We start from the raw sequence: 22,741 nt of genomic DNA on the forward strand, positions 1-22,741 counted from the left end.
GCAGGCCGTTCGAAACCGGGACGACGTTCCCGACTGAAGCGGCCGGCAAACGAGGGTTTCTATGACTGCTGCGCCCAAACCTCTGGTTCTGATCATTCTCGACGGCTTCGGCCACAGCGAGAACCCCGAAGGCAACGCCATCATGGCGGCCCGGATGCCAGTCATGGAACGTCTCTACGCCAGCAAGTCCCACGGGCTGATTTCCGGCTCCGGCATGGACGTCGGCCTGCCCGACGGGCAGATGGGCAACTCGGAAGTCGGTCACATGAACCTCGGCGCCGGCCGGGTGGTGTACCAGGACTTCACCCGGGTCACCAAGGCCATCCGCGACGGCGAGTTCTTCGAAAACCCGGCCATCTGCGAGGCAGTCGACAAGGCCGTTGGTGCCGGCAAGGCCGTGCACATCATGGGCCTGCTGTCGGACGGCGGGGTGCACAGCCACCAGGATCATCTGGTCGCCATGGCCGAACTGGCGGCCAAGCGCGGCGCCGAGAAAATCTACCTGCATGCGTTCCTCGATGGCCGCGATACGCCACCGCGCAGCGCCGAAAGCTCGCTGCAACTGCTCGACGACGCGTTTGCCCGGTTGGGCAAGGGCCGCATCGCGACGATCATCGGCCGGTTCTTCGCCATGGACCGCGACAATCGCTGGGATCGCGTTTCGGCGGCCTATAACCTGATTGTTGACGGCACTGCCGAATTCACCTCAGACAACGCCGTAGCCGGTCTGCAGGCGGCCTATGCCCGTGACGAGAGCGACGAGTTCGTCAAACCCACGGCCATTGGCGAGAAAGTCACCGTTGAAGACGGCGACGCCGTGGTATTCATGAACTTCCGCGCCGACCGCGCCCGCGAACTGAGCCGGGTGTTCGTCGAGGATGACTTCAAAGAGTTCGCCCGCGCCCGCCAGCCCAAGACCCATTACGTGATGCTGACCCAGTACTCGGCCAGCATCCACGCCCCGGCCGCTTTCGCGCCGGGCAGCCTGAAAAACGTGCTGGGCCAGTACCTGGCCGACAACGGTAAAACCCAACTGCGCATCGCCGAAACCGAGAAATACGCCCATGTGACGTTCTTCTTCTCCGGCGGCCGCGAAGAGGAATTCCCTGGCGAAGAGCGCATCCTGATCCCGTCGCCCAAGGTCGCCACGTACGACCTGCAGCCAGAGATGAGCGCACCGCAAGTCACCGACCGCATCGTCGATGCCATCGAAAACCAGCGTTATGACGTGATCATCGTCAACTACGCCAACGGCGACATGGTTGGCCACAGCGGTGTGATGGCCGCGGCGGTCAAGGCCGTGGAGTGCCTGGACGAGTGCCTGGGGCGCATCACCACCGCGCTGGACAAGGTCGGCGGCGAAGCGCTGATCACCGCCGACCACGGTAACGTCGAGCAAATGACCGACGACCATACCGGCCAGGCGCACACGGCGCACACCTCCGAACCGGTGCCGTTCATCTATTATGGCAACAAGCCTTTGAAGGTCCGTGAAGGCGGTGTCCTGGCCGACGTGGCCCCGACCCTGCTGCTGTTGCTGGGCCTGGACAAGCCCGAAGAAATGACCGGCCATTCGATTCTGGTGGCCAAATAACATCTCAATCGTGGGAGCGGCTTCAGCCGCGAATGCCGTGAAAGGCCGCTCCCACCTACCAGCTTCATTTGTTTTACCGGATAGCGCGGGCATACTAAGCCTGTCGTTCCATTCACCCATTGCCCGGTATCGCCCATTCACATGCTCCGCGCCCTGACCGCCCTTGTTCTGATCTGCCTGCTCAACCCGGCATTCGCCGAGGATGAACGCGCTCAGACACAAAAACAGATAGAGGCTGCCCGCCAGGACATTGCCGAGCTGCAAAAGACCCTGAGCAAACTGCAGGCCGAAAAGAGCGGGGTCCAGAAGGACCTGCGCGCCACTGAAACGGAAATGGGAAAGCTTGAAAAGCAGGTCGAGGTCCTGCAGCTGGAACTAAAAAAGACCGAAGCCGAGCTGCACAAGCTCGACCATGACAAGAAACAGCTCAACAACGCCAAGGTCGATCAGCAACGCCTGATCGCCATCCAGGCCCGTGCTGCCTACCAAGGCGGCCGCCAGGAATACCTCAAGCTGCTGCTCAATCAGCAGCACCCGGAAAAATTCGCCCGCACCCTCACCTATTACGACTTTCTCAGCAAAGCGCGTCTGGCCCAGCTTGAGCAATTCAACGAAACCCTGCGCCAGCTGGCCAATGTCGAAAAAGACATCGACCGCCAGCAGGCGCAACTGCTGGTCCAGAAAAGCGACCTCGAGCGTCAGAACAACGAACTGGCCAAGGTCCGCGAAGAACGCCAGAAGGTGCTGGCTACCCTTAATCAGCAGACCAGGGCCAGCGATCAGAAACTGGCGGCCCGCCAGCAGGACCAGGCCGAGCTGAACAGCGTGCTCAAGACCATCGAGGAAACCCTCGCCCGTCAGGCCCGTGAAGCCGAAGAAGCACGCCAGAAAGCCCTCGCCGCCGCCCGTGAGGCCGAGGCCGCCGCCGAGCGTCAGCGCCAGCAGGCACTGGCCCGCAACAATCGCAGTGACGATGAAGAGCCTGCGCCCAGGCGCCCGGCCAGAACCCCCGGCATTGCCGTGTCCAGCGACGGCGCGGTGTATGGCGGCGTTTTTGCTGAGGCCAGGGGTAAACTTCCATGGCCGATCAATGGTCGATTACTTGCACGGTTCGGCGAAGCCCGCGGCGACGATGAACGCTCACGCTGGGATGGCGTAATGATCAGCGCTGCCGCTGGCAGCCAGGTCCGCGCTGTCCATGGTGGCCGGGTGGTTTTCGCTGACTGGTTGCGTGGCGCCGGACTTCTGGTCATTCTCGACCATGGCAACGGTTATCTGAGCCTGTATGGCCACAATCAGAGCCTGCTCAAGAAGGCCGGTGATATCGTCAAGGCCGGTGAAGCGATCTCCACAGTAGGTAGTAGTGGCGGTCAGGACACCGCAGCGCTGTACTTTGCCATTCGTCAGCAGGGTCGTCCGACCGACCCGGCCCAATGGTGCCGTTCTCAAGGATAAGTCGGCACCACTCAAGATCAGGAGCTTGTCACATGCTGCATTTGCCCCGCCTTACCTCGCTGGCCCTGGCGATTGCCCTCGTGATCGGGGCACCGCTGACTCAGGCCGCCGAGCCAGCCCCTGCCGCCCGAGCGGCGGAGCCTGCCGCTGCGGCCAACGCCAAGGCACCGTTGCCGCTGGACGAGCTGCGCACCTTTGCCGAGGTACTGGACCGGGTCAAGGCTGCCTACGTCGAGCCCGTGGACGACAAAACCCTGCTGGAGAATGCGATCAAGGGCATGCTCAGCAACCTTGACCCGCACTCTGCCTATCTCGGCCCGGAAGACTTCCAGGAGCTGCAAGAGAGCACCAGCGGTGAGTTCGGCGGCCTGGGCATCGAAGTGGGTGTCGAGAACGGCATGGTCAAAGTGGTCTCGCCCATCGACGACACCCCGGCCTCGCGCGCCGGCATCGAAGCCGGTGACCTGATCGTCAAGATCAACGGTGCACCGACCCAGGGCCAGACCATGCAGGAGGCCGTGGACAAGATGCGCGGCAAGGTCGGCGAGAAGATCACCCTGACCCTGGTGCGCGATGGCGGCAACCCGTTTGACGTGACCCTGTCGCGGGCCATCATTCAGGTCAAGAGCGTCAAGGCGCAGCTGCTTGAAAGCGGCTATGGCTATGTGCGCATCACCCAGTTCCAGGTCAAGACCGGTGACGAAGTGGGCAAGGCGCTGGCCAAGCTGCGCAAGGACAACGGCAACAAGAAACTCAGCGGCATCGTCCTGGACCTGCGCAACAACCCAGGCGGCGTGCTGCAATCGGCGGTCGCCGTGGCCGACCACTTCCTGACCAAAGGCCTGATCGTTTACACCAAAGGCCGGATCGCCAACTCCGAACTGCGCTTCTCTGCCGACCCGGCCGATGCCAGCGAAGGCGTGCCACTGGTGGTGCTGATCAATGGCGGTAGCGCGTCGGCCTCGGAAATCGTCGCCGGTGCCTTGCAAGACCAGAAGCGCGGCATTCTGATGGGCACCGATACCTTCGGCAAAGGCTCGGTCCAGACCGTGCTGCCGCTGAACAACGACCGCGCCCTGAAGCTCACCACCGCGCTGTACTACACCCCTAACGGTCGCTCGATCCAGGCGCAGGGCATCAACCCGGACATCGTGGTGCGCCGTGGCAAGGTCACCAGCGAAGCCGATGGCGAGAACTACAAGGAAGCCGACCTGTACGGCCACCTGGGCAATGGCAACGGCGGGGCCGACAGGCCGACCGTCAAGGGCAGCGCAGCCAAGAGCCGTCCGCAGGATGAAGACTATCAGCTCAATCAGGCGCTCAGCCTGCTCAAGGGCCTGAGCGTCACCCGCGGCAACTGATGCGCGGGTTCCTTCACCTTGGGCTCGCTCTGGTGCTGGCGGCTATGTCTTGCGCAGCCGCTGCCACTGAGGCGCCGAAAGCTTACCTGAGCCTGATCATCGACGATCTGGGCCAAAACCCCAGCCGCGATAGCCGGACCCTGGCCCTGCCGGGGCCGGTGACCCTGGCGATCATGCCTGACACACCGCATGCCACCGACTTCGCCCGGCAGGGCCACAAGGCCGGCAAGACGGTGATCCTGCATATGCCCATGGACCCGGCCACCGGCCCCTACGCCTGGCATCCGGGCCTGCCCACCAGCGAGCTGGAAAGCCGCCTCAACGCGGCATTGCTCAAGGTGCCCTACGCCGCCGGCATCAACAACCACATGGGCAGCCGCATGACCGCCGAGCCTGAGGCCATGAGCTGGCTGATGGCCGAACTGCAACGGCGCCACCTGTTCTTTGTCGACAGCCGCACCAGCGCCCGCACCGTGGCCGCCGCCAAGGCTCAGGAACTGGGCCTGGCGAGTGTCTCGCGGGATGTGTTTCTCGACGACGAGCGCACTGCCGAGGCCATCACCCGGCAACTGCACAGCGCCGTGCGCCTGGCCCGCGAGAAAGGCACTGCCGTGGTGATCGGCCATCCTTACCCGGTGACCCTCGACGTCCTGGAACGCGAAATGCCCAGGCTCAAGGCCCAGGGCGTGGAATGGATCGAGTTGCGCCACATGATCAGCCTGCGCGGCAACAAGGCCATGCCGGCTCATGGCAAAAATGGTGTGTATCGCTAAGAGGGTGCCTACAAAATGGCTGCACTCGGCAATACTGCGTTGAAATCGACCTCAAAATGCTCATGTACTTATGTACACTGCGCTTTTTCGCCCGATTTCGCCTTGTCTTGCCTTCGTTCGCCTATTTTGTAAACACCCTCTGAGAGGGCGCCTACAAATACTGATCGGTGATCTTGTCGATCAGCCCTTCACGGCGAATCTGATCGAGGGCTTTTTGCAGCCGCTCGACGATCGGCTGCGGGGTGTCTTTATTCAAGGCCAGGTACAGCTCGGCCCTGTTGAAGCGCAGTACGCTCTTGAGGCCGGTGATGCCGTCCTGACGCGCCAGCCAGCGCCCGGTCGGGTCGGCGGTGGCCCACAGGTCGATCTGGCCGCTGACCAGCCGGCGCGGGTTGTCCTGGTCGCGCAGCATCAATACCGGATCAAAGCCTTTGAGCAACAGATGCTCGGCCACCGCATCGCCTTTGTAGGCGCCGACCCGGTAGCTTTTCGCCTGTTCCAGGCTGCTGAGCGAGACAATCGGGCTGTCGCCACGGGCCAGCAGGACCCATTGGACCGTCGAGATCGGCCCAACCCATTTGAACAGGGGCTCGCGTTCCGGGGTGCGGACGGTGGAGAACACCGCATAGCCAGGCTTTTCCAGCGCCAGCTTGTAGACCCGTTCCCAGGGAAAGCGCAGCGTCAGGTTGTACTCGACACCGGCACGCTTGAAGGTTTCGCGCATCACCTGCACGGCGATGCCGTCGAGATTGTCGCCCTGAGCGAAGTTCTTGCCATCCAGGGCCATGTTGTACGGCGGGTAGTTCTCGGTCAGCAGGACGATCTTGCGCACTGCCGCTTCGCCGCCAGACACCAGCGGGCTGAGAAACGGGATGAGGCCAATCAGTACAAGCAGAAGACCCTTGAACATATTCCGGGACTCGAACAAGACGACCGATGCAGAGTGCCGTGAAGCGGGTGGACTGTCTACCGGGATGACTACTTTTGATACATCCCGGCAGAAAATCGTTTCAGCGCACCACAATGCCCCGTGCGGCCATGTAGGCCTTGGCTTCGGGAACCGTGTATTCACCGAAGTGGAAGATGCTCGCCGCCAGCACCGCACTGGCGTGGCCTTCCAGTACACCGGCTGCCAGGTGCTCAAGGTTGCCGACGCCGCCTGAGGCGATCACCGGAATACCCAGCGCATCGCTGATGGCGCGGGTGACGCCCAGGTCGAAGCCGTTCTTCATACCGTCCTGGTCCATGCTGGTCAGCAGGATTTCTCCGGCGCCCAGATCTTCCATTTTCTTCGCCCACTGGACCGCATCCAGCCCGGTCGGCTTGCGCCCGCCATGGGTAAAGATCTCCCAGCGCGGCGCTTCGCCCGGCCCGCTCACCTTCTTGGCATCAATGGCAACGACGATGCACTGCGAACCGAAACGATCGGCCGCTTCACCGACGAACTCGGGGTTGAACACCGCTGCCGTGTTGATCGACACCTTGTCGGCACCGGCGTTGAGCAGGTTACGGATGTCCTGCACCGTGCGCACGCCACCGCCGACGGTCAGCGGAATGAACACCTGGCTGGCCATGCGCTCGACAGTGTGCAGCGTGGTGTCACGGCCATCGACGCTGGCCGTGATGTCCAGAAAGGTGATCTCGTCCGCGCCCTGCTCGTTGTAACGCCGGGCGATTTCCACCGGGTCACCCGCATCGCGGATATTTTCGAATTTCACACCCTTGACCACCCGACCGTTGTCGACGTCCAGGCAAGGGATGATGCGTTTGGCTAGAGCCATTGGGTCAATCTCCTACACACGCAGGAAACACCGGTAGGAGCGACCTTGGTCGCGAAAGGGTCCATCCCAGGCGCAGCATGTGTGGCGTCTGGAAAACAGCTTTCGCGAGCAAGCTCGCTCCTACCGGGGCTGTGTCATTTACCGTAGTTATCGCAGAAGGCCTGGGCCTCGGCGACGTCGAGGGTGCCTTCGTAGATCGCCCGGCCAGTGATGGCGCCGATGATGCCGGGGGTTTTGGCGTCCAGCAGGGCCTGGATGTCGCCCAGGTTGTGGATGCCGCCCGAAGCGATCACCGGAATTCGCGTGGCCTGGGCCAGTGCGGCGGTGAAAGGTACGTTGCAGCCCTGCATCATGCCGTCTTTGGCGATGTCGGTGTAGACGATGGCCGACACACCATCGGCTTCGAAGCGCTTGGCCAGGTCGATGACCTGTACGGTGCTGACTTCAGCCCAGCCGTCGGTGGCGACGAAGCCGTCTTTGGCGTCCAGACCGACAATCACTTTGCCAGGGAACGCGCGGCAGGCTTCAGCCACGAACTCGGGCTGCTTGACCGCCTTGGTGCCAATGATCACGTAGCTCACACCGGCCTTGACGTAGTGCTCGATGGTTTCCAGCGAGCGAATACCGCCGCCGATCTGGATCGGCAGCTGTGGATAACGCTTGGCGATGGCGGTGACCACCTCACCATTGACCGGCTGACCTTCAAAGGCGCCGTTGAGGTCAACCAGGTGCAGGCGGCGGCAGCCACCGTGGACCCACTTGGCCGCCATGCTCACCGGATCGTCGGAGAACACCGTGGAATCTTCCATACGGCCCTGGCGCAAGCGAACACAGGCACCGTCTTTGAGGTCGATTGCAGGAATAATGAGCATGCTTTTTTCCTTTGTCGTAGGAGCGGCTTTAGCCGCGAATCGCAGTGTCTGTTTCGCGGCTGAAGCCGCTCCTACAGGGTCATCACGATCGTTAATCTTTTTCCAGTGCCCACAGGTCGCTTTCAACGGCTTCGAAGCGTTCCTTGAGCAACTGCTGGGCATCGAAAATCGCCCGGTTGTAGTAGTACGGGGCGATCTCGCGCCCGAACAGCTCCAGTACCTCGGCCACCTCAAAGGTGCCCAGCTCCAGCTCGAAGCGCTCGGCGAACAGGCGCTTGAGCTTGTGGGTCGCTTCCTGCTCCTGTTCCGGGGTCAGCTTGAGAATCGGCGCGCGGGTTCTGGAGCGGCTCATGGTCTTACCAGCGCCCGTCCCAGGCCACGAAGTTCTGCAACAGTTGCAGGCCATGGGTATGGCTCTTCTCGGGGTGGAACTGCACGGCGAAGCGCGAACCGTCGGCCAGTGCTGCGGCGAAGTCCACACCGTAATGACCACGGCCCACCACCTGACCGGGTTTGCCGGCTTCGATGAAGTAGCTGTGTACGAAGTAGAAGCGGGCCAGATCCGGAATGTCGTGCCACAGCGGGTGGTCGACAGTCTGGCTGACTTCGTTCCAGCCCATGTGCGGCACCTTGAGGTGTTCGCCGCCTTCGCTCAGATCCTTGCCGAAGAACCTGACCTGGCCGGGAAACATGCCGATGCAGTCAACGCCGTCGTTTTCTTCACTGCGATCGAGCAATGCCTGCATGCCGACGCAGATCCCCAGAAACGGACGGTCCTTGCTGACTTCCTGCACCAGGCTGTCAAAACCCAGCCGGCGGATCTCGGCCATGCAGTCGCGGATCGCGCCGACACCGGGAAACACCACGCGGTCGGCTTCACGGATGACCTTGGCGTCGCTGCTGATCAGCACCTTGCCGGCGCCGACGTGCTCAAGCGCCTTGGCAACCGAGTGCAGGTTACCCATGCCGTAGTCGATGACCGCAACGGTCTGCATCAGAGCACCCCCTTGGTGGAAGGCATCTGCCCGGCCATACGCTCATCGAGCTCGACAGCCATGCGCAGTGCGCGGCCGAAGGCCTTGAACACGGTTTCGATCTGGTGGTGGGTATTGGTGCCGCGCAGGTTGTCGATGTGCAGGCTGACCAGCGCATGGTTGACGAAGCCCTGGAAGAATTCCTGAAACAGGTCGACATCGAACCGGCCGACCACCGCACGGGTGTAGGGCACGTGCATCTGCAGGCCGGGGCGGCCGGAGAAGTCGATGACCACCCGCGACAGCGCTTCGTCCAGCGGCACATAGGCATGGCCATAGCGACGAATGCCTTTCTTGTCACCAATGGCCTTGGCAAACGCCTGACCCAAGGTGATGCCGACGTCCTCCACGGTATGGTGGTCGTCGATGTCCAGGTCGCCCTTGCACTCGATATCCAGGTCGATCAGCCCGTGCCGGGCGATCTGGTCAAGCATGTGCTCAAGGAAGGGAACCCCGATATCGAATCGGGCCTTTCCGGTGCCATCCAGGTTGATCGAGACCTTGATCTGGGTTTCCAGAGTATCGCGCTCGACGGATGCCTTACGTTCGGCCATCACCAGCTCCGCAAAATCAGTAGCGAAAAAGGCGAGCATTATAGGCGCAGAAGCGCCCGGCATGAAGTAAAGAGGCGACGAGAAGGCAAGATGATAGCGACCAGGCTGCTCAGAACTACCTGAAACCGCTCAACCGATGGGCGAACAAAGCTCTACCAACGTACCGTCCGGGCAGCGCACATACGACACCGTTTGCCCCCAGGGCTTGGTCTGCGGGCAGGCCAGTTCGGTTGCACCGGCCTGCACGGCACGCGCGTGAGCCGCCGCAACATCGTCGGTGACCAGCGCGATTTCCATGCCCAGCGGTTTGCTGGAACTGTGTGCGGCAACGTGACCGGTGCTGAAATTTGATTGCGCCAGTTCATCGGCAGCAAAGGCCAGCGCGGTTGCACCGGTTTCCAGCTCGCCGTAGGTGCCGGACTCATGGACAAAGCGGGTTGCCAGGCCGAACGCCTGGTTGAAGAACGCCAGGGACGCGGCAACGTCGGGGACGTAAATGATGGTGTAGCCGAATTTCATGCGCTGGACTCCTTGCCTGGATGCACTGGTATTCGTATCGCGACATCGGCAACGACACCCCGTAGGAGCTGCTTTAGCAGCGAGCCCTTTCGCTGCTGAAGCAGCTCCTACGGGCGAGGCCAGGTGTCGGGCCGCAATGCTTACGCGAACAGGCTGGCGATGGCGTCGGCGACTTTGTCGACGTTGCTGTCGTTCAGGCCGGCCAGACACATCCGGCCGCTGCGGATCAGGTAAACGCCGTGTTTGTCGCGCAGTTCATCGACCTGTTCGGCGCTCAGGCCGGTATAGCTGAACATGCCGCTCTGCTCCAGGATGAAGCTGAAGTCCTTTTGCGGCGCCTTCTGCGCCAGCACCTCTACCAGGCGTTGGCGCATTTCAATGATGCGCACGCGCATGGCCTCAACTTCGGCCAGCCAGTCAGCACGCAGCGCCGGGCTATTGAGTACCCGCGCCACGATCTGCGCGCCATGCACCGGCGGGCTGGAGTAGTTGCGGCGCACGGTGGCTTTCAATTGGCCCAGCACTCGCTCAGCCAGTTCGGCGCTTTCGCAGACGATCGACAGGCCGCCGACCCGCTCGCCATACAGCGAGAAAATTTTCGAGAACGAGTTACTGACGATGGTGGTGGCGCCCGCCTCGGCCATGGTGCGGATCGCGTAGGCATCCTGCTCCATGCCTTTGCCAAAGCCCTGATAAGCAATGTCGAGGAACGCGATCAGTTCGCGGCCTTTGACCACCTCAACCACCTGATCCCACTGCGCTGGCGTCAGGTCGGCGCCCGTCGGGTTATGACAGCACGGGTGCAGCAGCACGATGCTGCGCGCCGGCAGGCCTTGCAGCGTGCCGAGCATGGCCGCGAAATCGACCCCGCCGGTACGTTTGTCGAAGTACGGGTAGCTGTTGACCTTGAAGCCCGCACCGCCGAACAGCGCGATGTGGTTTTCCCAGGTCGGGTCGCTGACCCACACCTGAGAATCCGGGAAGGCGTATTTCAGGAAGTCCGCGCCGACCTTCAGCGCGCCCGAGCCGCCCACGGTCTGGATGGTCGCCACACGGCCAGCCTTGAGCAGTGGGTTCTCGGCGCCGAACAGCAGGTTCTGAATCGCCTGACGATAAGGTGCCAGGCCCTCCATCGGCAGGTATACGCAAGCGCTCTGCTCACCGGCATCGATCTCGTGCTGGGCGCGGACGGCGGTGTCCAGGCGTGGAATGTGACCCACGGCGTCATAGTAGAGGCCAATACTCAGATTGACCTTGTCAGTGCGCGGATCCTTGCCAAAGGTTTCCATCAAGGAAAGGATCGGGTCACCGGCGTACGACTCCACGTGGGCAAACATGCGGACAAACTCCTGAAAGTAAGGGAAATCAGGCCGAGTAACGGTCGGCCCGGTGGTTCTGCGCAATGATGAAGTTCAGCAGTATGGCGCCCAGCACCGAAACGCCCAGCACCGGCAGACTGATAAACGCCAGGGACGCGATCAGCACGCTGATGTCCACGCCCATCTGCAACCAGCCAGCCTTGAAGCCATACCGGTCCTGAACATACAGGGCCAGGATGTTAACACCACCCAGACTGGCCTTGTGACGGAACAACACCAGGAACCCGACGCCCAGCATCACGTTGCCCACCAGCGCGGCATAGAACGGCTGCAACTGATCAATGTGGATAAACAGCCCGTGGCGATCAGAGAAGTACGACACCAGCCCCACCGCACAAAAGGTCTTGAGGGTGAACACCCGCCCCATGCGCCGCAACGCCAGATAATAGAACGGCAGATTGAGCATGAAGAAGGCAGCACCGAACGGTAAGGCCCAGGCGTAATGCAGGTACAGCGCAATGCCCGCCGTGCCGCCAGTCATCACCCCTGCCTGACGCAGCAGCATGACGGCGAAGGAAATCATCGCGGTCGCGATAACAATCGCAAAGATGTCTTCCTGGAGCGAGTGGCGGGTATCGACAGGTTTGGCGGCGGCAACGGTCGTGGTCATGGGTGTCGCTCGGGCAGGATCGGGGCTCATAAGGACGTACGCCACACAGCGCGCGCCTCACACAATGAGCGCCAATACTATCCACAACATCAATTTTGCGCGAATAAATAACGATAAACGCACAAACAAGACACAAAACAAATAATCAATGCACTAATTACGCGCAAAATTGATCTTCATGCATCAACACAGCGCAGTCTTGCCCCCGACCAGCGCGGTGACCTCGCTGTTTTCCTTCAGGCGCTCCAGCACCACTGCGGTCTTGATATGCGCCACCGCATCGCTGGCGGTGATCAGCTCCATCAGGCGATTGAGGCTGTCCAGATTGTCGACCGCGACCTTGAGGGTGTAGTCCGCATCGCCGGTGGTTTTGTAGGCATCGATGATCGAATCAAGGGTCGTCACCAATGAGTGAAATTGTTCGCGATGCTCGGTGCGGTGGCTGGTCAGGCGCACCTCGATCATCGCCAGTACCTCGCGGCCCATGGCCTGCGGGGCAATGCGGGCGTGATAGCCCTGAATCAACAGGCTCTGCTCCAGGCTGATACGGCGCCGTGAGCATTGCGAAGCGGACAAGCCGACCAGATCGCTCAACTCCTGATTGGTCAGGCGGCCATTGGCTTGCAAGAGCGTAAGGATTTTCAGATCAAAGTCGTCGATTTCATTCATTTTCATTGTGGTAATCGCCCAGGCTTTAAATGTTTCCAAGCCGCGCAGCCTATCAGCTTAAATGACCTATCCGCGAACCCGCTCAGAGTGCAGAATCACGCCCCTGAAAAATGGCACCGCATTTGCTGTGTCAGCGCCTTACAAGAGCCCGGCTGCAAGCGGGCCATTTGTCATTCATTGCTATGGAAAATCCAATGACCCAAGCAACGCTGCACCGCGGCCTGAAAAACAGGCACATCCAGCTGATCGCCCTGGGCGGTGCCATCGGTACCGGGCTGTTTCTGGGCGTCGCCCATACCGTCAGCATGGCCGGCCCTTCGGTCATCCTCGGCTACGCCATCGCCGGCCTGATTGCCTTCTTCATCATGCGCCAGCTCGGCGAAATGGCCGTCGAAGAGTCGGTGGCCGGGACCTTCAGCCACTTTGCCAACACCTACTGGGGGCCGCTGGCCGGTTTTATGTCGGGCTGGAACTACTGGGTGCTCTATGTGCTGGTAGGCATGGCAGAACTCACTGCCGTGGGCCTGTACGTCCAGTACTGGTGGCCAGAGATTCCGACCTGGATGTCGGCGGCAGCGTTCTTCGTGATCATCAACCTGCTGAACCTGAGCAGCGTGAAAACCTACGGTGAGACAGAATTCTGGTTCTCGATCATCAAGGTGGCCGCGATCATCGGCATGATCGTGTTCGGCGCCATTCTGCTGGCCAGCGGCAACGGCGGCCCGCAAGCCTCAATCAGCAACCTGTGGCAGAACGGCGGCTTCTTCCCCAACGGAGTCAAAGGCCTGCTGATGGCAATGGCCTTCATCATGTTTTCGTTCGGCGGTCTGGAACTGATCGGCATCACCGCCGCCGAAGCCCAGGACCCCAAGCGCAGCATTCCCAAGGCCACCAACCAGGTGATCTACCGCATCCTGATTTTCTATGTAGGCGCGCTGACCATTCTGCTGAGCCTCTACCCGTGGGAAAAGGTCGTCACCGGCGGCAGCCCGTTCGTGCTGATTTTCCATGACCTGGACAGCAACATCGTCGCCACCGTGCTCAATATCGTGGTGCTCACCGCCGCGCTGTCGGTCTACAACAGTTGCGTGTACAGCAACAGCCGCATGATGTTCGGCCTTGCTGCGCAGGGCAACGCGCCCAAGGCGATGCTCAAGGTCAACGCCCGTGGCGTGCCGGTCAACTCGCTGGCCGTGTCGGCCACAGCCACCGGCCTGTGCGTACTGATCAACTACCTGATGCCCGGCGAAGCTTTCAAGTTGCTGATGGCCCTGGTGGTCGCCTCGCTGGTGATCAACTGGGTGCTGATTACCATCACCCACCTGAAATTTCGCGCCGCCAAGCGTGAGGCCGGCCAGGTCACTCAATTCCAGAGCATTGGCTACCCGTTCACCAACTACCTGTGCCTGGCATTTCTGCTCGGCATACTGGTGATCATGTACCTGACGCCAGGCATCAGCAGTTCGGTGGTCATCATGCCGTTCTGGCTCGCCTTGCTGATCGCGGCCTACAGGCTCAAGTGCAAGAGCGCAGCACAGCTGTCCAAGTCGTCCTGAGTTTTACAGCGCCCACAAAAAAGCGCCTGCATGCAGGCGCTTTTTTTATAACTGCTGACTGATCGGTATATCTGTAGGAGCAGCTTTAGCTGCGAAGCCTTCGTCGTATTCGCGACAAACGTGCCGAGGCTACAGACCTCTTCGCGACTAAAGTCGCTCCTACGTGGATCAGTTAAACAGTACCGCTGTTTTCTGCAGAGTCACCCACACACCCCACGCCAGCGGGATGCCCACGGCCAGCCAGGCCGCGATCACAAACGGCGTGGTACCGGCAGCGGCTTTCCATTCCAGCACGGTAGTGCCTTCGCTGCTCTTGTCGTGACCGATGGCGCGTTCGGCGGCCAGTTCGGCGTCGGTCATGAAGTACTTGTCGGCCACCGGACGGATCATCAGGTTGCAGATGAAGCCCAGCACCAACAGACCGGCAAGGATGTACAGCGTGATGTCGTAGGCATCGGCACGCGCCACACCATGGCTGAGCTGGTACTCACGCAGGTAGTTGACCAGTACCGGACCCAGCACACCGGCTGCCGCCCAGGCGGTCAGCAGACGACCGTGGATCGCACCGACCATCTGGGTACCGAACAGGTCGGCCAGGTAAGCCGGCACAGTGGCAAAGCCGCCGCCGTACATCGACAGCACCACACAGAAGGCCGCCACGAACAGCGCGATGCTGCCCCAGTGACCCAGCGTTGGCACCGAGGCGTACAGCACGAAGCCCAGCGCGAAGAAGATGAAGTAGGTGGCTTTACGGCCCAGGTAGTCCGAGCACGAGGCCCAGAAGAACCGGCCACCGATGTTGAACAGGCTCAGCAGACCGGTGAAGCCGGCGGCGATCGCCGCGATGGCCTTGAGCTGGTCAGCATTCAGTTCGCTGAAGGTCAGGTCATTGCCCAGCAGCTTGCCGGCGAACACTTCCTGCAGCAGCGGCGATGCCATGCCCAGGATGCCGATACCGGCCGAAACGTTCAGGCACAGCACCAGCCAGACCAGACGGAACTGCGGGGTTTTCCAGGCCACACTGACATGCACGTGGCGGTCAGTGATCATCGCGTTGCTGGCTTTCTTGGCAGGTGCGGTCCAGCCTTCAGGCTTCCAGCCGGTTGGCGGTACGCGGTAGCCCAGAGCGCCACCCATCATGAACACGAAGTAGATCACCGCCATGACCGCGAAGCTCTGCCATACACCTACGCCGTCAGCGCTGGCGAAGTGGCTCATCAGTGCAGTGGCCAGCGGTGCACCCACCATCGCACCGCCACCGAAGCCCATGATCGCCATGCCGGTAGCCATGCCGCGCTTGTCCGGGAACCATTTGATCAGGGTCGACACCGGAGAGATATAACCCAGGCCCAGACCGATACCGCCGATGACTCCGGAACCCAGCCACATCAGCCAGATCTGGTGGGTATAGATACCCAGCGCGGAAATCAGCAGACCGCCACACCAGCACAGTGCCGAGACAACACCGGCCTTGCGAGGACCTGCGTGCTCCAGCCAGCCACCCCAGATAGCTGCCGAACAGCCCAGGAAAATGAAGAACAGCGTGTAGATCCAGCCCAGCATGGAGATCTGCCAGTCACAGCTCGACGCGAACATCTGTGCGAAGAAACCCATGTCCGGGGTGCAGGCGACAGGAGCGGTGATACCAACAGCCTTGGACAACGGCAACCAGAACACCGAGAAGCCGTAAGCCATACCAATACACAGGTGGATGGCCAGAGCGGCGGGCGGAACGAGCCAGCGGTTGAAACCCGGCTTGGCAATAATGCGTTCTTTGGACAAGAACGCAGGCTGGGCAGATTGGCCACCCAACGCTGTGCTTGTACTCATTGTATTAACCCCAATGTATGCAATGCTCGCAGGACTTTTAACGCCGACCCACCCTCAGTCTTCCATGAACGAAAGCCCGGAGCTTTTATATTCAATAGGTTACGGTTATGTGGCAAAAAGCCGCACCTGATCAGCGATGGCGCAAGAGTAGCACTTACAAGAGGCAGTTAGTGTTTTGTTACAGGTTTTTTTCGACTTTTCTCAATAAGCTTTTTCTATGACGCAATAGATCTAACCGATCATAAAAAACATGCCCCATAGATCAATAAATCAGGGCGCTTAGTTGTCACACAAAGTCCGTTGCTTCGTGCAATTTACCCGACCCAATCGGCGACCAGCCGGCAGGCCGACCGCCATCCTGCCGGCTTGTGCGCCCGACAGCCTGACGACAACGGTATACTCACTGACCCATTTCGAGCGACCGACCACAAGGACCCGCCCATGAAAGCGTTCGGCAAAATCCTGGGACTGTTTATTCTCGGTTTGTTGCTGATCATCGTGGCTCTCGGCTTTGCCTTGACCCATCTGTTTGATCCCAACGACTACAAAGACGAAATCCGCCAACTGGCCCGCGAGAAGGCCAATGTCGAGCTGACCCTCAACGGCGATATCGGCTGGAGCCTGTTCCCCTGGCTGGGCCTGGAATTGCACGACGCCCGGGTCGCAACCCTCAATGCGCCAGACCAACCGTTTGCCGACCTGCAGATGCTTGGCCTGTCGGTCAGGGTGCTGCCGCTGATCCGGCGCGAAGTGCAGATGAGCGATGTTCGCGTCGAAGGCCTGAACCTGACCCTCAACCGTGACAAGAACGGCCATGGCAACTGGGAGGACATCGGTAAACCGGCGACCCCGGCCAGCACCACGCCAACCGCCCCGGCCGGCGAGAGCACTCCGCCAGCACAAGACACTGCGCAAAAACCGTCCAGGCCCGTCAAGCTGGATATCGACAGCCTGACCGTCAACAATGCCCGCGTGCTGTATACCGATGAAGCGAAGAACCAGACCTATACCGCCGAAAGCATCCAACTGAGCACTGGCCCGGTTCGTGAGGGCAGCGACATCAGCCTGAAGCTCACCGCGTTCCTCAGCGGCAACCAGCCTGCATTGCGCGCCCGCACCGAACTGACCGGCAACCTGCGCCTGGATCGGGCCCTGCAGCGCTACCAGTTCGAAGACATGCGTCTGTCCGGTGAACTGGCCGGCGAGCCGCTGCAAGGCAAGACCGTCACCTTTGTTGCTCAAGGTCAGTTGCTGGCTGACCTGGCGGCCAATGTGGCCGAATGGAACAGCCTGAAAATCACCACCAATCAACTGCGCGCGCTGGGCGAACTGCGCGCCCGCGATCTGGACAAGACCCCCCAGCTCAGCGGCGGCCTGTCGGTGGCGCAATTCAACCTGCGCACCTTCATGGACGGTATCGGCCAGCCACTGCCGACCATGGCCGAAGGCAGCCTGAGCAAGGTCGAGCTGGTCACCCGCCTGAGCGGCACGCCGACCAGCCTGGTGCTCGATGAGCTGAACCTCAAGGTCGACGACAGCACTTTCAGCGGTCGCGTCGCCATAGAAGACTTCAGCAAACAGGCGCTGCGCCTGCAACTGAAGGCCGACAGCTTCGACGCCGACCGCTATCGCCCGGCCGCAACCGAGACCGAAAAAGGCGCCAAGGCGGCGCGCAAGTCCGAAGTACAGAACAGCGAAGCCACAGCCATCGCCGGCGCGGGCACCACCCCACTGCCCGAGCCGCCGACCAAGACCGCCTGGAGCACCGAAAAGCTATTGCCGCTGGAGCGCCTGCGCAGTCTCGACGTCGAAGCCGAGCTGAGTTTCGGCAAACTGATCGTCAACAAGCTGCCGATCGACAATGCCGCGCTCAAGACCCAGGCCGCCGGCGGCGTGATCCGCGTCGACAGCCTGCGCGGCGGTTTGTACAACGGCGACTTCGAGATCAAGGGCAACCTTGATGCCCGCCAGGACATCCCGACCGCCAGCGTGCAGACCCGGGTCAACAAGGTGCCGGTCGAGCGCGTGCTCGATAGCCAGGGCCAGACCCCGCCCGTGCGCGGTCAGTTGATCCTCAACAGTGATCTGAGCGGCAAGGGCAACGGTGAGAAAGCGCTGATCGACAGCCTTAACGGCACCGCCAGCTTCGTCGTCAACAACGGCGTGCTGGTCAATGCCAACCTCGAACAGCAACTCTGCCAGGGCATTGCCCTGCTCAACCGCAAGCCGCTGACCGGCGAGCCACGCGGCAAGGACACCCCGTTCCGACAACTGAGCGGCAGCCTTGCCGTACGTAACGGCGTGGCCAGCAACCCGGACCTCAAGGCGCAGATCCCCGGCCTGACCCTCAACGGTAAAGGCGATGTCGACCTGCGCGTGCTGGGCATGGATTATCGCGTCGGCATCATCATCGAAGGCGACAAGGGCGAAATGCCCGACCCGGCCTGCCAGGTCAACGAGCGCTATGTCGGCATCGAGTGGCCGGTGCATTGCCGTGGCCCGCTGGAGCTGGGTGCCAAGGCGTGCCGGGTCGACAAGGAAGGCCTCGGCCAGGTCGCCGCCAAGCTTGCGGCCAATGAAGTGCGCAACAAGCTCGATGAAAAGATCGAAGAAAAACTGGGCGACAAAGTCAGCCCTGAACTCAAAGACGCTCTGAAGGGGCTGTTCAAACGATGAATGCTGTACACGCCCTGGCGCCTGAGCAGTTCTCTCAGGCGGTGCTGGACTGGTTCGATGTCCATGGCCGCCACGATTTGCCCTGGCAGCAGGACATCAACCCTTACCGGGTATGGGTTTCGGAAATCATGCTGCAGCAGACCCAGGTCAGCACGGTGCTCAACTACTTCGACCGGTTCATGACCGCCCTGCCCACCGTGCAGGACCTGGCTGAAGCAGCCGAAGACGAAGTGCTGCACCTGTGGACCGGGCTGGGCTACTACACCCGCGCGCGCAACCTGCAGAAGACCGCGAAGATCATCATGGCCGAATACGGCGGTGAGTTTCCGCGCAGTGTCGAGCAGCTCACCGAACTGCCTGGCATCGGCCTGTCCACCGCCGGGGCCATCGCCAGCATCAGTATGGGCATTCGTGCGCCGATCCTCGACGGCAACGTCAAGCGCGTGCTGGCGCGTTATGTGGCGCAGGAGGGCTACCCCGGTGAACCGGCCGTGGCGCGCCAGCTATGGGCGGTTGCCGAGCGCTTTACCCCGCACGCCCGCGTCAACCACTACACCCAGGCGATGATGGACCTCGGCGCGACCTTGTGTACGCGCAGCAAGCCCAGCTGCCTGTTGTGCCCGCTGGAGCGCAGTTGTGAAGCGCACCTGCTGGGCCTGGAAACCCGCTACCCGGTGCCCAAGCCACGCAAGAGCATCCCGCAAAAACGCACCCTGATGCCGTTGCTGGCCAACGCCCAGGGCGAGATTCTGCTTTACCGCCGCCCGTCTACCGGACTCTGGGGCGGCTTGTGGAGCCTGCCAGAGCTGGACGCCTTCGATGACCTGCAGCACCTGGCCAGCCAGCACGCGCTGGAGCTGGGCAGCCACCACGAGCTGCCAGGCGTGCTACACACCTTCAGCCATTTCCAGCTCAGCATCGAACCCTGGCTGGTCAGGGTTCAGACGCCGGCCAGCCACGTGGCCGAGGCCGACTGGCTCTGGTATAACCTCGCCACCCCGCCGCGCCTGGGCCTTGCCGCCCCGGTGAAGAAGCTGCTCAAACACGCAGCCGACGTATTGAATGCAGGAGAGTCCTCATGACCCGCACCGTAATGTGCCGCAAATACAAAGAACAACTGCCAGGCCTGGAGCGCCCGCCGTACCCGGGTGCCAAAGGCGAAGACATCTTCAACAATGTCTCGCAGCAAGCCTGGGCCGACTGGCAGAAGCACCAGACCCTGCTGATCAACGAGCGTCGGCTGAACATGATGAACGCCGAGGACCGCAAATTCCTGCAGACCGAAATGGACAAATACTTCTCGGGTGAGGACTACGCCAAGGCTGAAGGCTACGTCGCGCCGGAAAACTGATCATTTTTTGAACAAAACACGTAAGCATCGAAAAATATTCAGTTTTTTCTAAAAAAAAGTTGACGCATCTCCGGAAAACGCTTTTAATGCGCCCCGTAGCCCAGATAGCTCAGTCGGTAGAGCAGGGGATTGAAAATCCCCGTGTCGGCGGTTCGATTCCGTCTCTGGGCACCATCTTCAAATCAGGTGGTGCACGCATCACCCGATCAGTAAAAAACCCGCCCAGTGCGGGTTTTTTATTGCCTGCAGGAAATGCCTTTGGCAGCGTTGCGTTCGATTCGCCAGCATCCCGACCAATGGTAACAGGCAGGCGGTTTGCCGAACGGGCGCGAAGACAACCGCAACCCGCTCTCAATGCGCATCAAGGTTCAAACCAGGCAACCCTCAAACATCGGTAGGAAAAAAACCACCCGCGCGCTAATCATGAGTGAAATCAATATATTGAACTTTCAATTTCATACGATTGAAACATTCCGTTCTTTATATATTCACCGCCATTACCGGACTCGCCACCAGCGCCTGTTTTCCGACTACCAGTCAAAGTAATGACACGCCAGGTAAAAACCCGACAAACCGCCAAAAATGGGCTACCAGCGGCCAACCGGCTGTTTCCGGGGCAGGTGCTGGCATAGTAGTATCGTATTAATACTTTCTTCTTTTGCGATGTTCGATATGCGTGCTACAGCCTGCAATAAACAAAGCGGTTTTACCCTCGTCGAATTGCTGGTGACCGTGGCTGTGGTCGGCATCCTGGCAGCCATCGCCATCCCCTCCTACGAGAGCTACGTGACCAAGAGCAAGATCAAGGGCGCGCAGTCCGATCTCGCCGCACTGAGCCTGGTGATGGAGAACTTCTACCAGAAGCAGCTCAAGTACCCGACCAACACCGCCAGCACCACTGCCGAGTCGCGCTGCGTGGCCGCCACCGGCACGACCACGTGTTCCGTGTCGGGCTGGCAGCCTAGCCAGGACGGGTTCATCTACAAGATCGTCACCGCCACCGCCAGCACCTACAAGCTTGAAGCGTTGGGCAGCAGCGGCAAAGTCAACGGCTGCAGCATCACCCTGACCCAGGACAACGTGCGTGCCATCGCCAGTTGCAGTGGCTACAACGGCGGCTGGCAATGAACCGCAGCCGTGGTTTTACCCTGATCGAGCTGATGATCACGTTGGCGATTTTCAGTTTTCTGATCACCATGGGCTCGCAACTGACCAAATCCTGGACCGACAGCGCCAGGCAGCTAGAAGCGGCCAACCTGCTCAAGCAAGGCATCAGCCGCGCCAAGGCCACCGCCCTGCGCAACCCCGGCGCGGCCCAAAGCAACGCGCCAGCCGCCGCGCTGTGCAGCTCTGGCCAGACACTCAAGCTGTTCAGCGTCGCCGACCTGGCCAGCATCAACTGCGCAGCCACCGACAACATTCTCTGGCAAGCCAACCTGCCCGGCTCCGCAACCCTGCAGAGCAGCGGAACCAATATCACCTGCATCGCGTTCAACAGCCGGGGCCTGCCAGTCACCGGCAGCAACTCGTGCACGACCAGCACCATCAACGTAACGGTTGGCAGCGAAGCGTCAGTCAATGTCGAGATCATTTAAGCCCGCACGCCACCGTCAACGTGGCGACATCCTGCTGGAATCGTTGATCGGCATCGTGCTGATGTCGATCATCGGCCTGGGCATGACCTACGCCACCTCCCGCGCGGCCGTGGCCCAGCGCGACATGAAGGTGCAGAACATTGCGGTAAGCCAGATGCGGGATTTGATCAGTCGGTATGGCAAGACGCTGTGTGATACCAATGCGTCGCTGGCGAAGATCACCCTACCGACGCAAACCGCTGCGGTAATGCTGGATGCGAGCTGCACCAACGCTCCCAACGCGACGCTGGGCAACGGTAATGGCAGTATCAGCGTCACCCCTGCAAGCACACTGGGCAAAGTGGTACTAACCACTCGTAGCAGTGACACCAGTCTGTTTAGCGGCATTATTCGTGTCGGTGATGAAGCGTGAAGCTCAGCCAGCGCGGCTTCAACCTGATCAGCCTGATGATAGGCATGACCCTGTCTCTGGTCAGCATTCTGGCAATGCTTACGCTATACAAGAATACGGTCCGCATCTCGATAGACAGTATTAAAAACTCCAGGCAAGACGGGCAAATCGCCGCCAGCCTGCTGACCGCTCAGCAAGAGCTCCGCAATGCCGGGTTTTGGCTCAACACTACACCCGCTAATACTCTGAAGCTGTTGTCAGCAGCCACCTTGACCGGTAGTACACTGACAGGCACAGAGCGGCCCCTCACTACCACTGAAACCAGCGGCAACGCACTTGTCTGGATCTATCAGACCGGAGCGACGACTCCCCCCATATGCGCTGGGTTACTGGTACAAGAAGACACAACTTTACCGGAACGACCTGTCAAATTACTGCGCCTACAGGCCAACAGTTGCTCGTCGTCGATCAGCTCCTGGAGCTCCCTGAACTGGAGCTCGACAACCTTGATCGAAACCAATCAAGAGCCGGCGGACTTCTTCAAAGCCATCCATATTGCTTGCTGGCCCTTCGGCAAAGCTACCCCTCCGATCACTAACTTGCGGGTCAAGGTCACCATAAATGCAGTAACCAGCGTTGAGGCTGCCAATAGCACAGCGTCAACACCCTCCTACGTGAAAAGCACCAGCGAAGTCTGCCTACCCAACCTCGCTCCTGCGACCAGCACCTAGCGGCCTTGAA

Annotated in this window: 23 protein-coding genes and 1 tRNA gene; 13 read left to right on the top strand and 11 right to left on the bottom strand. The window is 60.8% G+C overall.

Going from position 1 to position 22,741, the window contains the following annotated elements; translation table 11 throughout:
• Positions 1–61 precede the first annotated feature (61 nt).
• The 4 genes from gpmI to NJC40_RS04220 all read left to right on the top strand — a co-directional run bounded on the left by gpmI (position 62) and on the right by NJC40_RS04220 (position 5,183).
• Positions 62–1,594 carry a 2,3-bisphosphoglycerate-independent phosphoglycerate mutase gene (gpmI, locus tag NJC40_RS04205; RefSeq protein ID WP_045484499.1) on the top strand — a complete coding sequence of 511 codons (1,533 nt, stop codon included), beginning with the start codon at positions 62–64 and terminating at the stop codon, positions 1,592–1,594.
• 141 nt (positions 1,595–1,735) lie between these two features.
• Positions 1,736–3,049, top strand: coding sequence for a murein hydrolase activator EnvC family protein (locus NJC40_RS04210; RefSeq protein ID WP_045484502.1), 1,314 nt, complete (start codon positions 1,736–1,738; stop codon positions 3,047–3,049).
• Between the two features lie 32 nt (positions 3,050–3,081).
• A complete protein-coding gene (locus NJC40_RS04215) occupies positions 3,082–4,410 on the top strand; it encodes a S41 family peptidase (RefSeq protein ID WP_253117857.1) in 1,329 nt (442 codons plus the stop codon).
• A complete protein-coding gene (locus NJC40_RS04220; protein ID WP_492180502.1) occupies positions 4,410–5,183 on the top strand; it encodes a divergent polysaccharide deacetylase family protein in 774 nt (257 codons plus the stop codon). Before NJC40_RS04215 ends, NJC40_RS04220 begins: the two co-directional genes overlap by 1 nt.
• A gap of 151 nt (positions 5,184–5,334) precedes the next feature.
• Here the strand turns inward: NJC40_RS04220 and NJC40_RS04225 are convergent, their stop codons facing one another.
• The 10 genes from NJC40_RS04225 to NJC40_RS04270 all read right to left on the bottom strand — a co-directional run bounded on the left by NJC40_RS04225 (position 5,335) and on the right by NJC40_RS04270 (position 12,607).
• Positions 5,335–6,093 carry a substrate-binding periplasmic protein gene (locus NJC40_RS04225; protein ID WP_253140033.1) on the bottom strand — a complete coding sequence of 253 codons (759 nt, stop codon included), beginning with the start codon at positions 6,091–6,093 and terminating at the stop codon, positions 5,335–5,337.
• A gap of 100 nt (positions 6,094–6,193) precedes the next feature.
• Positions 6,194–6,964, bottom strand: a complete 771-nt coding sequence (gene hisF, locus NJC40_RS04230) for an imidazole glycerol phosphate synthase subunit HisF (protein WP_045484515.1) — start codon at positions 6,962–6,964, stop codon at positions 6,194–6,196.
• Positions 6,965–7,098: 134 nt separating this feature from the next.
• Positions 7,099–7,836 carry a 1-(5-phosphoribosyl)-5-[(5-phosphoribosylamino)methylideneamino]imidazole-4-carboxamide isomerase gene (hisA, locus tag NJC40_RS04235; RefSeq protein WP_253140032.1) on the bottom strand — a complete coding sequence of 246 codons (738 nt, stop codon included), beginning with the start codon at positions 7,834–7,836 and terminating at the stop codon, positions 7,099–7,101.
• 91 nt (positions 7,837–7,927) lie between these two features.
• Positions 7,928–8,188 (bottom strand): DUF2164 domain-containing protein, encoded by a 261-nt coding sequence (locus NJC40_RS04240; protein WP_045484522.1) that lies wholly within the window; start codon positions 8,186–8,188, stop codon positions 7,928–7,930.
• A gap of 4 nt (positions 8,189–8,192) precedes the next feature.
• Positions 8,193–8,831 carry an imidazole glycerol phosphate synthase subunit HisH gene (gene hisH / locus NJC40_RS04245; RefSeq protein WP_253140031.1) on the bottom strand — a complete coding sequence of 213 codons (639 nt, stop codon included), beginning with the start codon at positions 8,829–8,831 and terminating at the stop codon, positions 8,193–8,195.
• Positions 8,831–9,424: an imidazoleglycerol-phosphate dehydratase HisB gene (gene hisB / locus NJC40_RS04250; protein ID WP_253117859.1), complete on the bottom strand. Its 594-nt coding sequence runs from the start codon at positions 9,422–9,424 to the stop codon at positions 8,831–8,833. Before hisB ends, hisH begins: the two co-directional genes overlap by 1 nt.
• Before the next feature lie 129 nt (positions 9,425–9,553).
• Positions 9,554–9,943, bottom strand: a complete 390-nt coding sequence (locus NJC40_RS04255; protein ID WP_253140030.1) for a VOC family protein — start codon at positions 9,941–9,943, stop codon at positions 9,554–9,556.
• Positions 9,944–10,083: 140 nt separating this feature from the next.
• On the bottom strand, positions 10,084–11,280 hold the full coding sequence (locus NJC40_RS04260; protein ID WP_045484530.1) for an amino acid aminotransferase: 1,197 nt from the start codon (positions 11,278–11,280) through the stop codon (positions 10,084–10,086).
• Positions 11,281–11,308: 28 nt separating this feature from the next.
• Positions 11,309–11,932, bottom strand: coding sequence for a YitT family protein (locus NJC40_RS04265; protein WP_045484533.1), 624 nt, complete (start codon positions 11,930–11,932; stop codon positions 11,309–11,311).
• A gap of 183 nt (positions 11,933–12,115) precedes the next feature.
• On the bottom strand, positions 12,116–12,607 hold the full coding sequence (locus tag NJC40_RS04270; protein WP_231906377.1) for an Lrp/AsnC family transcriptional regulator: 492 nt from the start codon (positions 12,605–12,607) through the stop codon (positions 12,116–12,118).
• Between the two features lie 176 nt (positions 12,608–12,783).
• On the opposite strand from NJC40_RS04270, the gene NJC40_RS04275 reads away from it, so the two are divergent.
• Complete coding sequence (locus NJC40_RS04275) at positions 12,784–14,157, top strand: amino acid permease (protein ID WP_045484535.1); 1,374 nt, start codon at positions 12,784–12,786, stop codon at positions 14,155–14,157.
• A gap of 168 nt (positions 14,158–14,325) precedes the next feature.
• Here the strand turns inward: NJC40_RS04275 and NJC40_RS04280 are convergent, their stop codons facing one another.
• Positions 14,326–15,987 (bottom strand): OFA family MFS transporter, encoded by a 1,662-nt coding sequence (locus NJC40_RS04280; RefSeq protein ID WP_045484538.1) that lies wholly within the window; start codon positions 15,985–15,987, stop codon positions 14,326–14,328.
• Positions 15,988–16,428: 441 nt separating this feature from the next.
• Here NJC40_RS04280 and NJC40_RS04285 point away from each other — a divergent pair, with 441 nt between their 5' ends.
• From NJC40_RS04285 to NJC40_RS04320, 8 genes are all read left to right on the top strand, one after another.
• The gene (locus NJC40_RS04285) at positions 16,429–18,663 is read left to right on the top strand and encodes an AsmA family protein (protein ID WP_253140029.1); all 2,235 of its coding nucleotides are present in this window, start codon (positions 16,429–16,431) and stop codon (positions 18,661–18,663) included.
• Between the two features lie 14 nt (positions 18,664–18,677).
• Positions 18,678–19,745, top strand: coding sequence for an A/G-specific adenine glycosylase (mutY, locus tag NJC40_RS04290; RefSeq protein WP_253140042.1), 1,068 nt, complete (start codon positions 18,678–18,680; stop codon positions 19,743–19,745).
• Positions 19,742–20,014, top strand: coding sequence for an oxidative damage protection protein (locus NJC40_RS04295; RefSeq protein WP_045484547.1), 273 nt, complete (start codon positions 19,742–19,744; stop codon positions 20,012–20,014). The genes mutY and NJC40_RS04295 overlap by 4 nt, the downstream gene beginning before the upstream one ends.
• A gap of 98 nt (positions 20,015–20,112) precedes the next feature.
• Positions 20,113–20,188: transfer RNA gene (locus tag NJC40_RS04300), tRNA-Phe, on the top strand.
• Positions 20,189–20,686: 498 nt separating this feature from the next.
• Positions 20,687–21,142, top strand: coding sequence for a type IV pilin protein (locus NJC40_RS04305; RefSeq protein WP_045493931.1), 456 nt, complete (start codon positions 20,687–20,689; stop codon positions 21,140–21,142).
• Complete coding sequence (locus tag NJC40_RS04310) at positions 21,139–21,609, top strand: pilus assembly FimT family protein (RefSeq protein ID WP_045484550.1); 471 nt, start codon at positions 21,139–21,141, stop codon at positions 21,607–21,609. Before NJC40_RS04305 ends, NJC40_RS04310 begins: the two co-directional genes overlap by 4 nt.
• Entirely contained in the window at positions 21,593–22,021 is a 429-nt protein-coding gene (locus NJC40_RS04315) for a type IV pilus modification PilV family protein (protein ID WP_253140027.1), read from the top strand. Before NJC40_RS04310 ends, NJC40_RS04315 begins: the two co-directional genes overlap by 17 nt.
• The gene (locus NJC40_RS04320; protein ID WP_253140025.1) at positions 22,018–22,731 is read left to right on the top strand and encodes a PilW family protein; all 714 of its coding nucleotides are present in this window, start codon (positions 22,018–22,020) and stop codon (positions 22,729–22,731) included. Before NJC40_RS04315 ends, NJC40_RS04320 begins: the two co-directional genes overlap by 4 nt.
• Positions 22,732–22,741: the final 10 nt, after the last annotated feature.

It is taken from the genome of Pseudomonas sp. 21LCFQ02, from assembly GCF_024129895.2.
Taxonomy (GTDB): domain Bacteria; phylum Pseudomonadota; class Gammaproteobacteria; order Pseudomonadales; family Pseudomonadaceae; genus Aquipseudomonas.

What these genes read in the sequence shown, in the direction of transcription:
- gpmI (WP_045484499.1), top strand. Translation starts at nt 62, where the DNA reads ATGACTGCTGCGCCCAAACCTCTGGTTCTGATCATTCTCGACGGCTTC.
- NJC40_RS04265 (WP_045484533.1), bottom strand. Translation starts at nt 11,932, where the DNA reads ATGACCACGACCGTTGCCGCCGCCAAACCTGTCGATACCCGCCACTCG.
- hisF (WP_045484515.1), bottom strand. Translation starts at nt 6,964, where the DNA reads ATGGCTCTAGCCAAACGCATCATCCCTTGCCTGGACGTCGACAACGGT.
- NJC40_RS04305 (WP_045493931.1), top strand. Translation starts at nt 20,687, where the DNA reads ATGCGTGCTACAGCCTGCAATAAACAAAGCGGTTTTACCCTCGTCGAA.
- NJC40_RS04240 (WP_045484522.1), bottom strand. Translation starts at nt 8,188, where the DNA reads ATGAGCCGCTCCAGAACCCGCGCGCCGATTCTCAAGCTGACCCCGGAA.
- NJC40_RS04315 (WP_253140027.1), top strand. Translation starts at nt 21,593, where the DNA reads ATGTCGAGATCATTTAAGCCCGCACGCCACCGTCAACGTGGCGACATC.
- NJC40_RS04275 (WP_045484535.1), top strand. Translation starts at nt 12,784, where the DNA reads ATGGAAAATCCAATGACCCAAGCAACGCTGCACCGCGGCCTGAAAAAC.
- NJC40_RS04210 (WP_045484502.1), top strand. Translation starts at nt 1,736, where the DNA reads ATGCTCCGCGCCCTGACCGCCCTTGTTCTGATCTGCCTGCTCAACCCG.
- NJC40_RS04255 (WP_253140030.1), bottom strand. Translation starts at nt 9,943, where the DNA reads ATGAAATTCGGCTACACCATCATTTACGTCCCCGACGTTGCCGCGTCC.
- NJC40_RS04215 (WP_253117857.1), top strand. Translation starts at nt 3,082, where the DNA reads ATGCTGCATTTGCCCCGCCTTACCTCGCTGGCCCTGGCGATTGCCCTC.
- NJC40_RS04260 (WP_045484530.1), bottom strand. Translation starts at nt 11,280, where the DNA reads ATGTTTGCCCACGTGGAGTCGTACGCCGGTGACCCGATCCTTTCCTTG.
- NJC40_RS04225 (WP_253140033.1), bottom strand. Translation starts at nt 6,093, where the DNA reads ATGTTCAAGGGTCTTCTGCTTGTACTGATTGGCCTCATCCCGTTTCTC.
- NJC40_RS04220 (WP_492180502.1), top strand. Translation starts at nt 4,410, where the DNA reads ATGCGCGGGTTCCTTCACCTTGGGCTCGCTCTGGTGCTGGCGGCTATG.
- NJC40_RS04295 (WP_045484547.1), top strand. Translation starts at nt 19,742, where the DNA reads ATGACCCGCACCGTAATGTGCCGCAAATACAAAGAACAACTGCCAGGC.
- hisA (WP_253140032.1), bottom strand. Translation starts at nt 7,836, where the DNA reads ATGCTCATTATTCCTGCAATCGACCTCAAAGACGGTGCCTGTGTTCGC.
- NJC40_RS04310 (WP_045484550.1), top strand. Translation starts at nt 21,139, where the DNA reads ATGAACCGCAGCCGTGGTTTTACCCTGATCGAGCTGATGATCACGTTG.
- hisH (WP_253140031.1), bottom strand. Translation starts at nt 8,831, where the DNA reads ATGCAGACCGTTGCGGTCATCGACTACGGCATGGGTAACCTGCACTCG.
- NJC40_RS04270 (WP_231906377.1), bottom strand. Translation starts at nt 12,607, where the DNA reads ATGAAAATGAATGAAATCGACGACTTTGATCTGAAAATCCTTACGCTC.
- hisB (WP_253117859.1), bottom strand. Translation starts at nt 9,424, where the DNA reads ATGGCCGAACGTAAGGCATCCGTCGAGCGCGATACTCTGGAAACCCAG.
- NJC40_RS04285 (WP_253140029.1), top strand. Translation starts at nt 16,429, where the DNA reads ATGAAAGCGTTCGGCAAAATCCTGGGACTGTTTATTCTCGGTTTGTTG.
- NJC40_RS04280 (WP_045484538.1), bottom strand. Translation starts at nt 15,987, where the DNA reads ATGAGTACAAGCACAGCGTTGGGTGGCCAATCTGCCCAGCCTGCGTTC.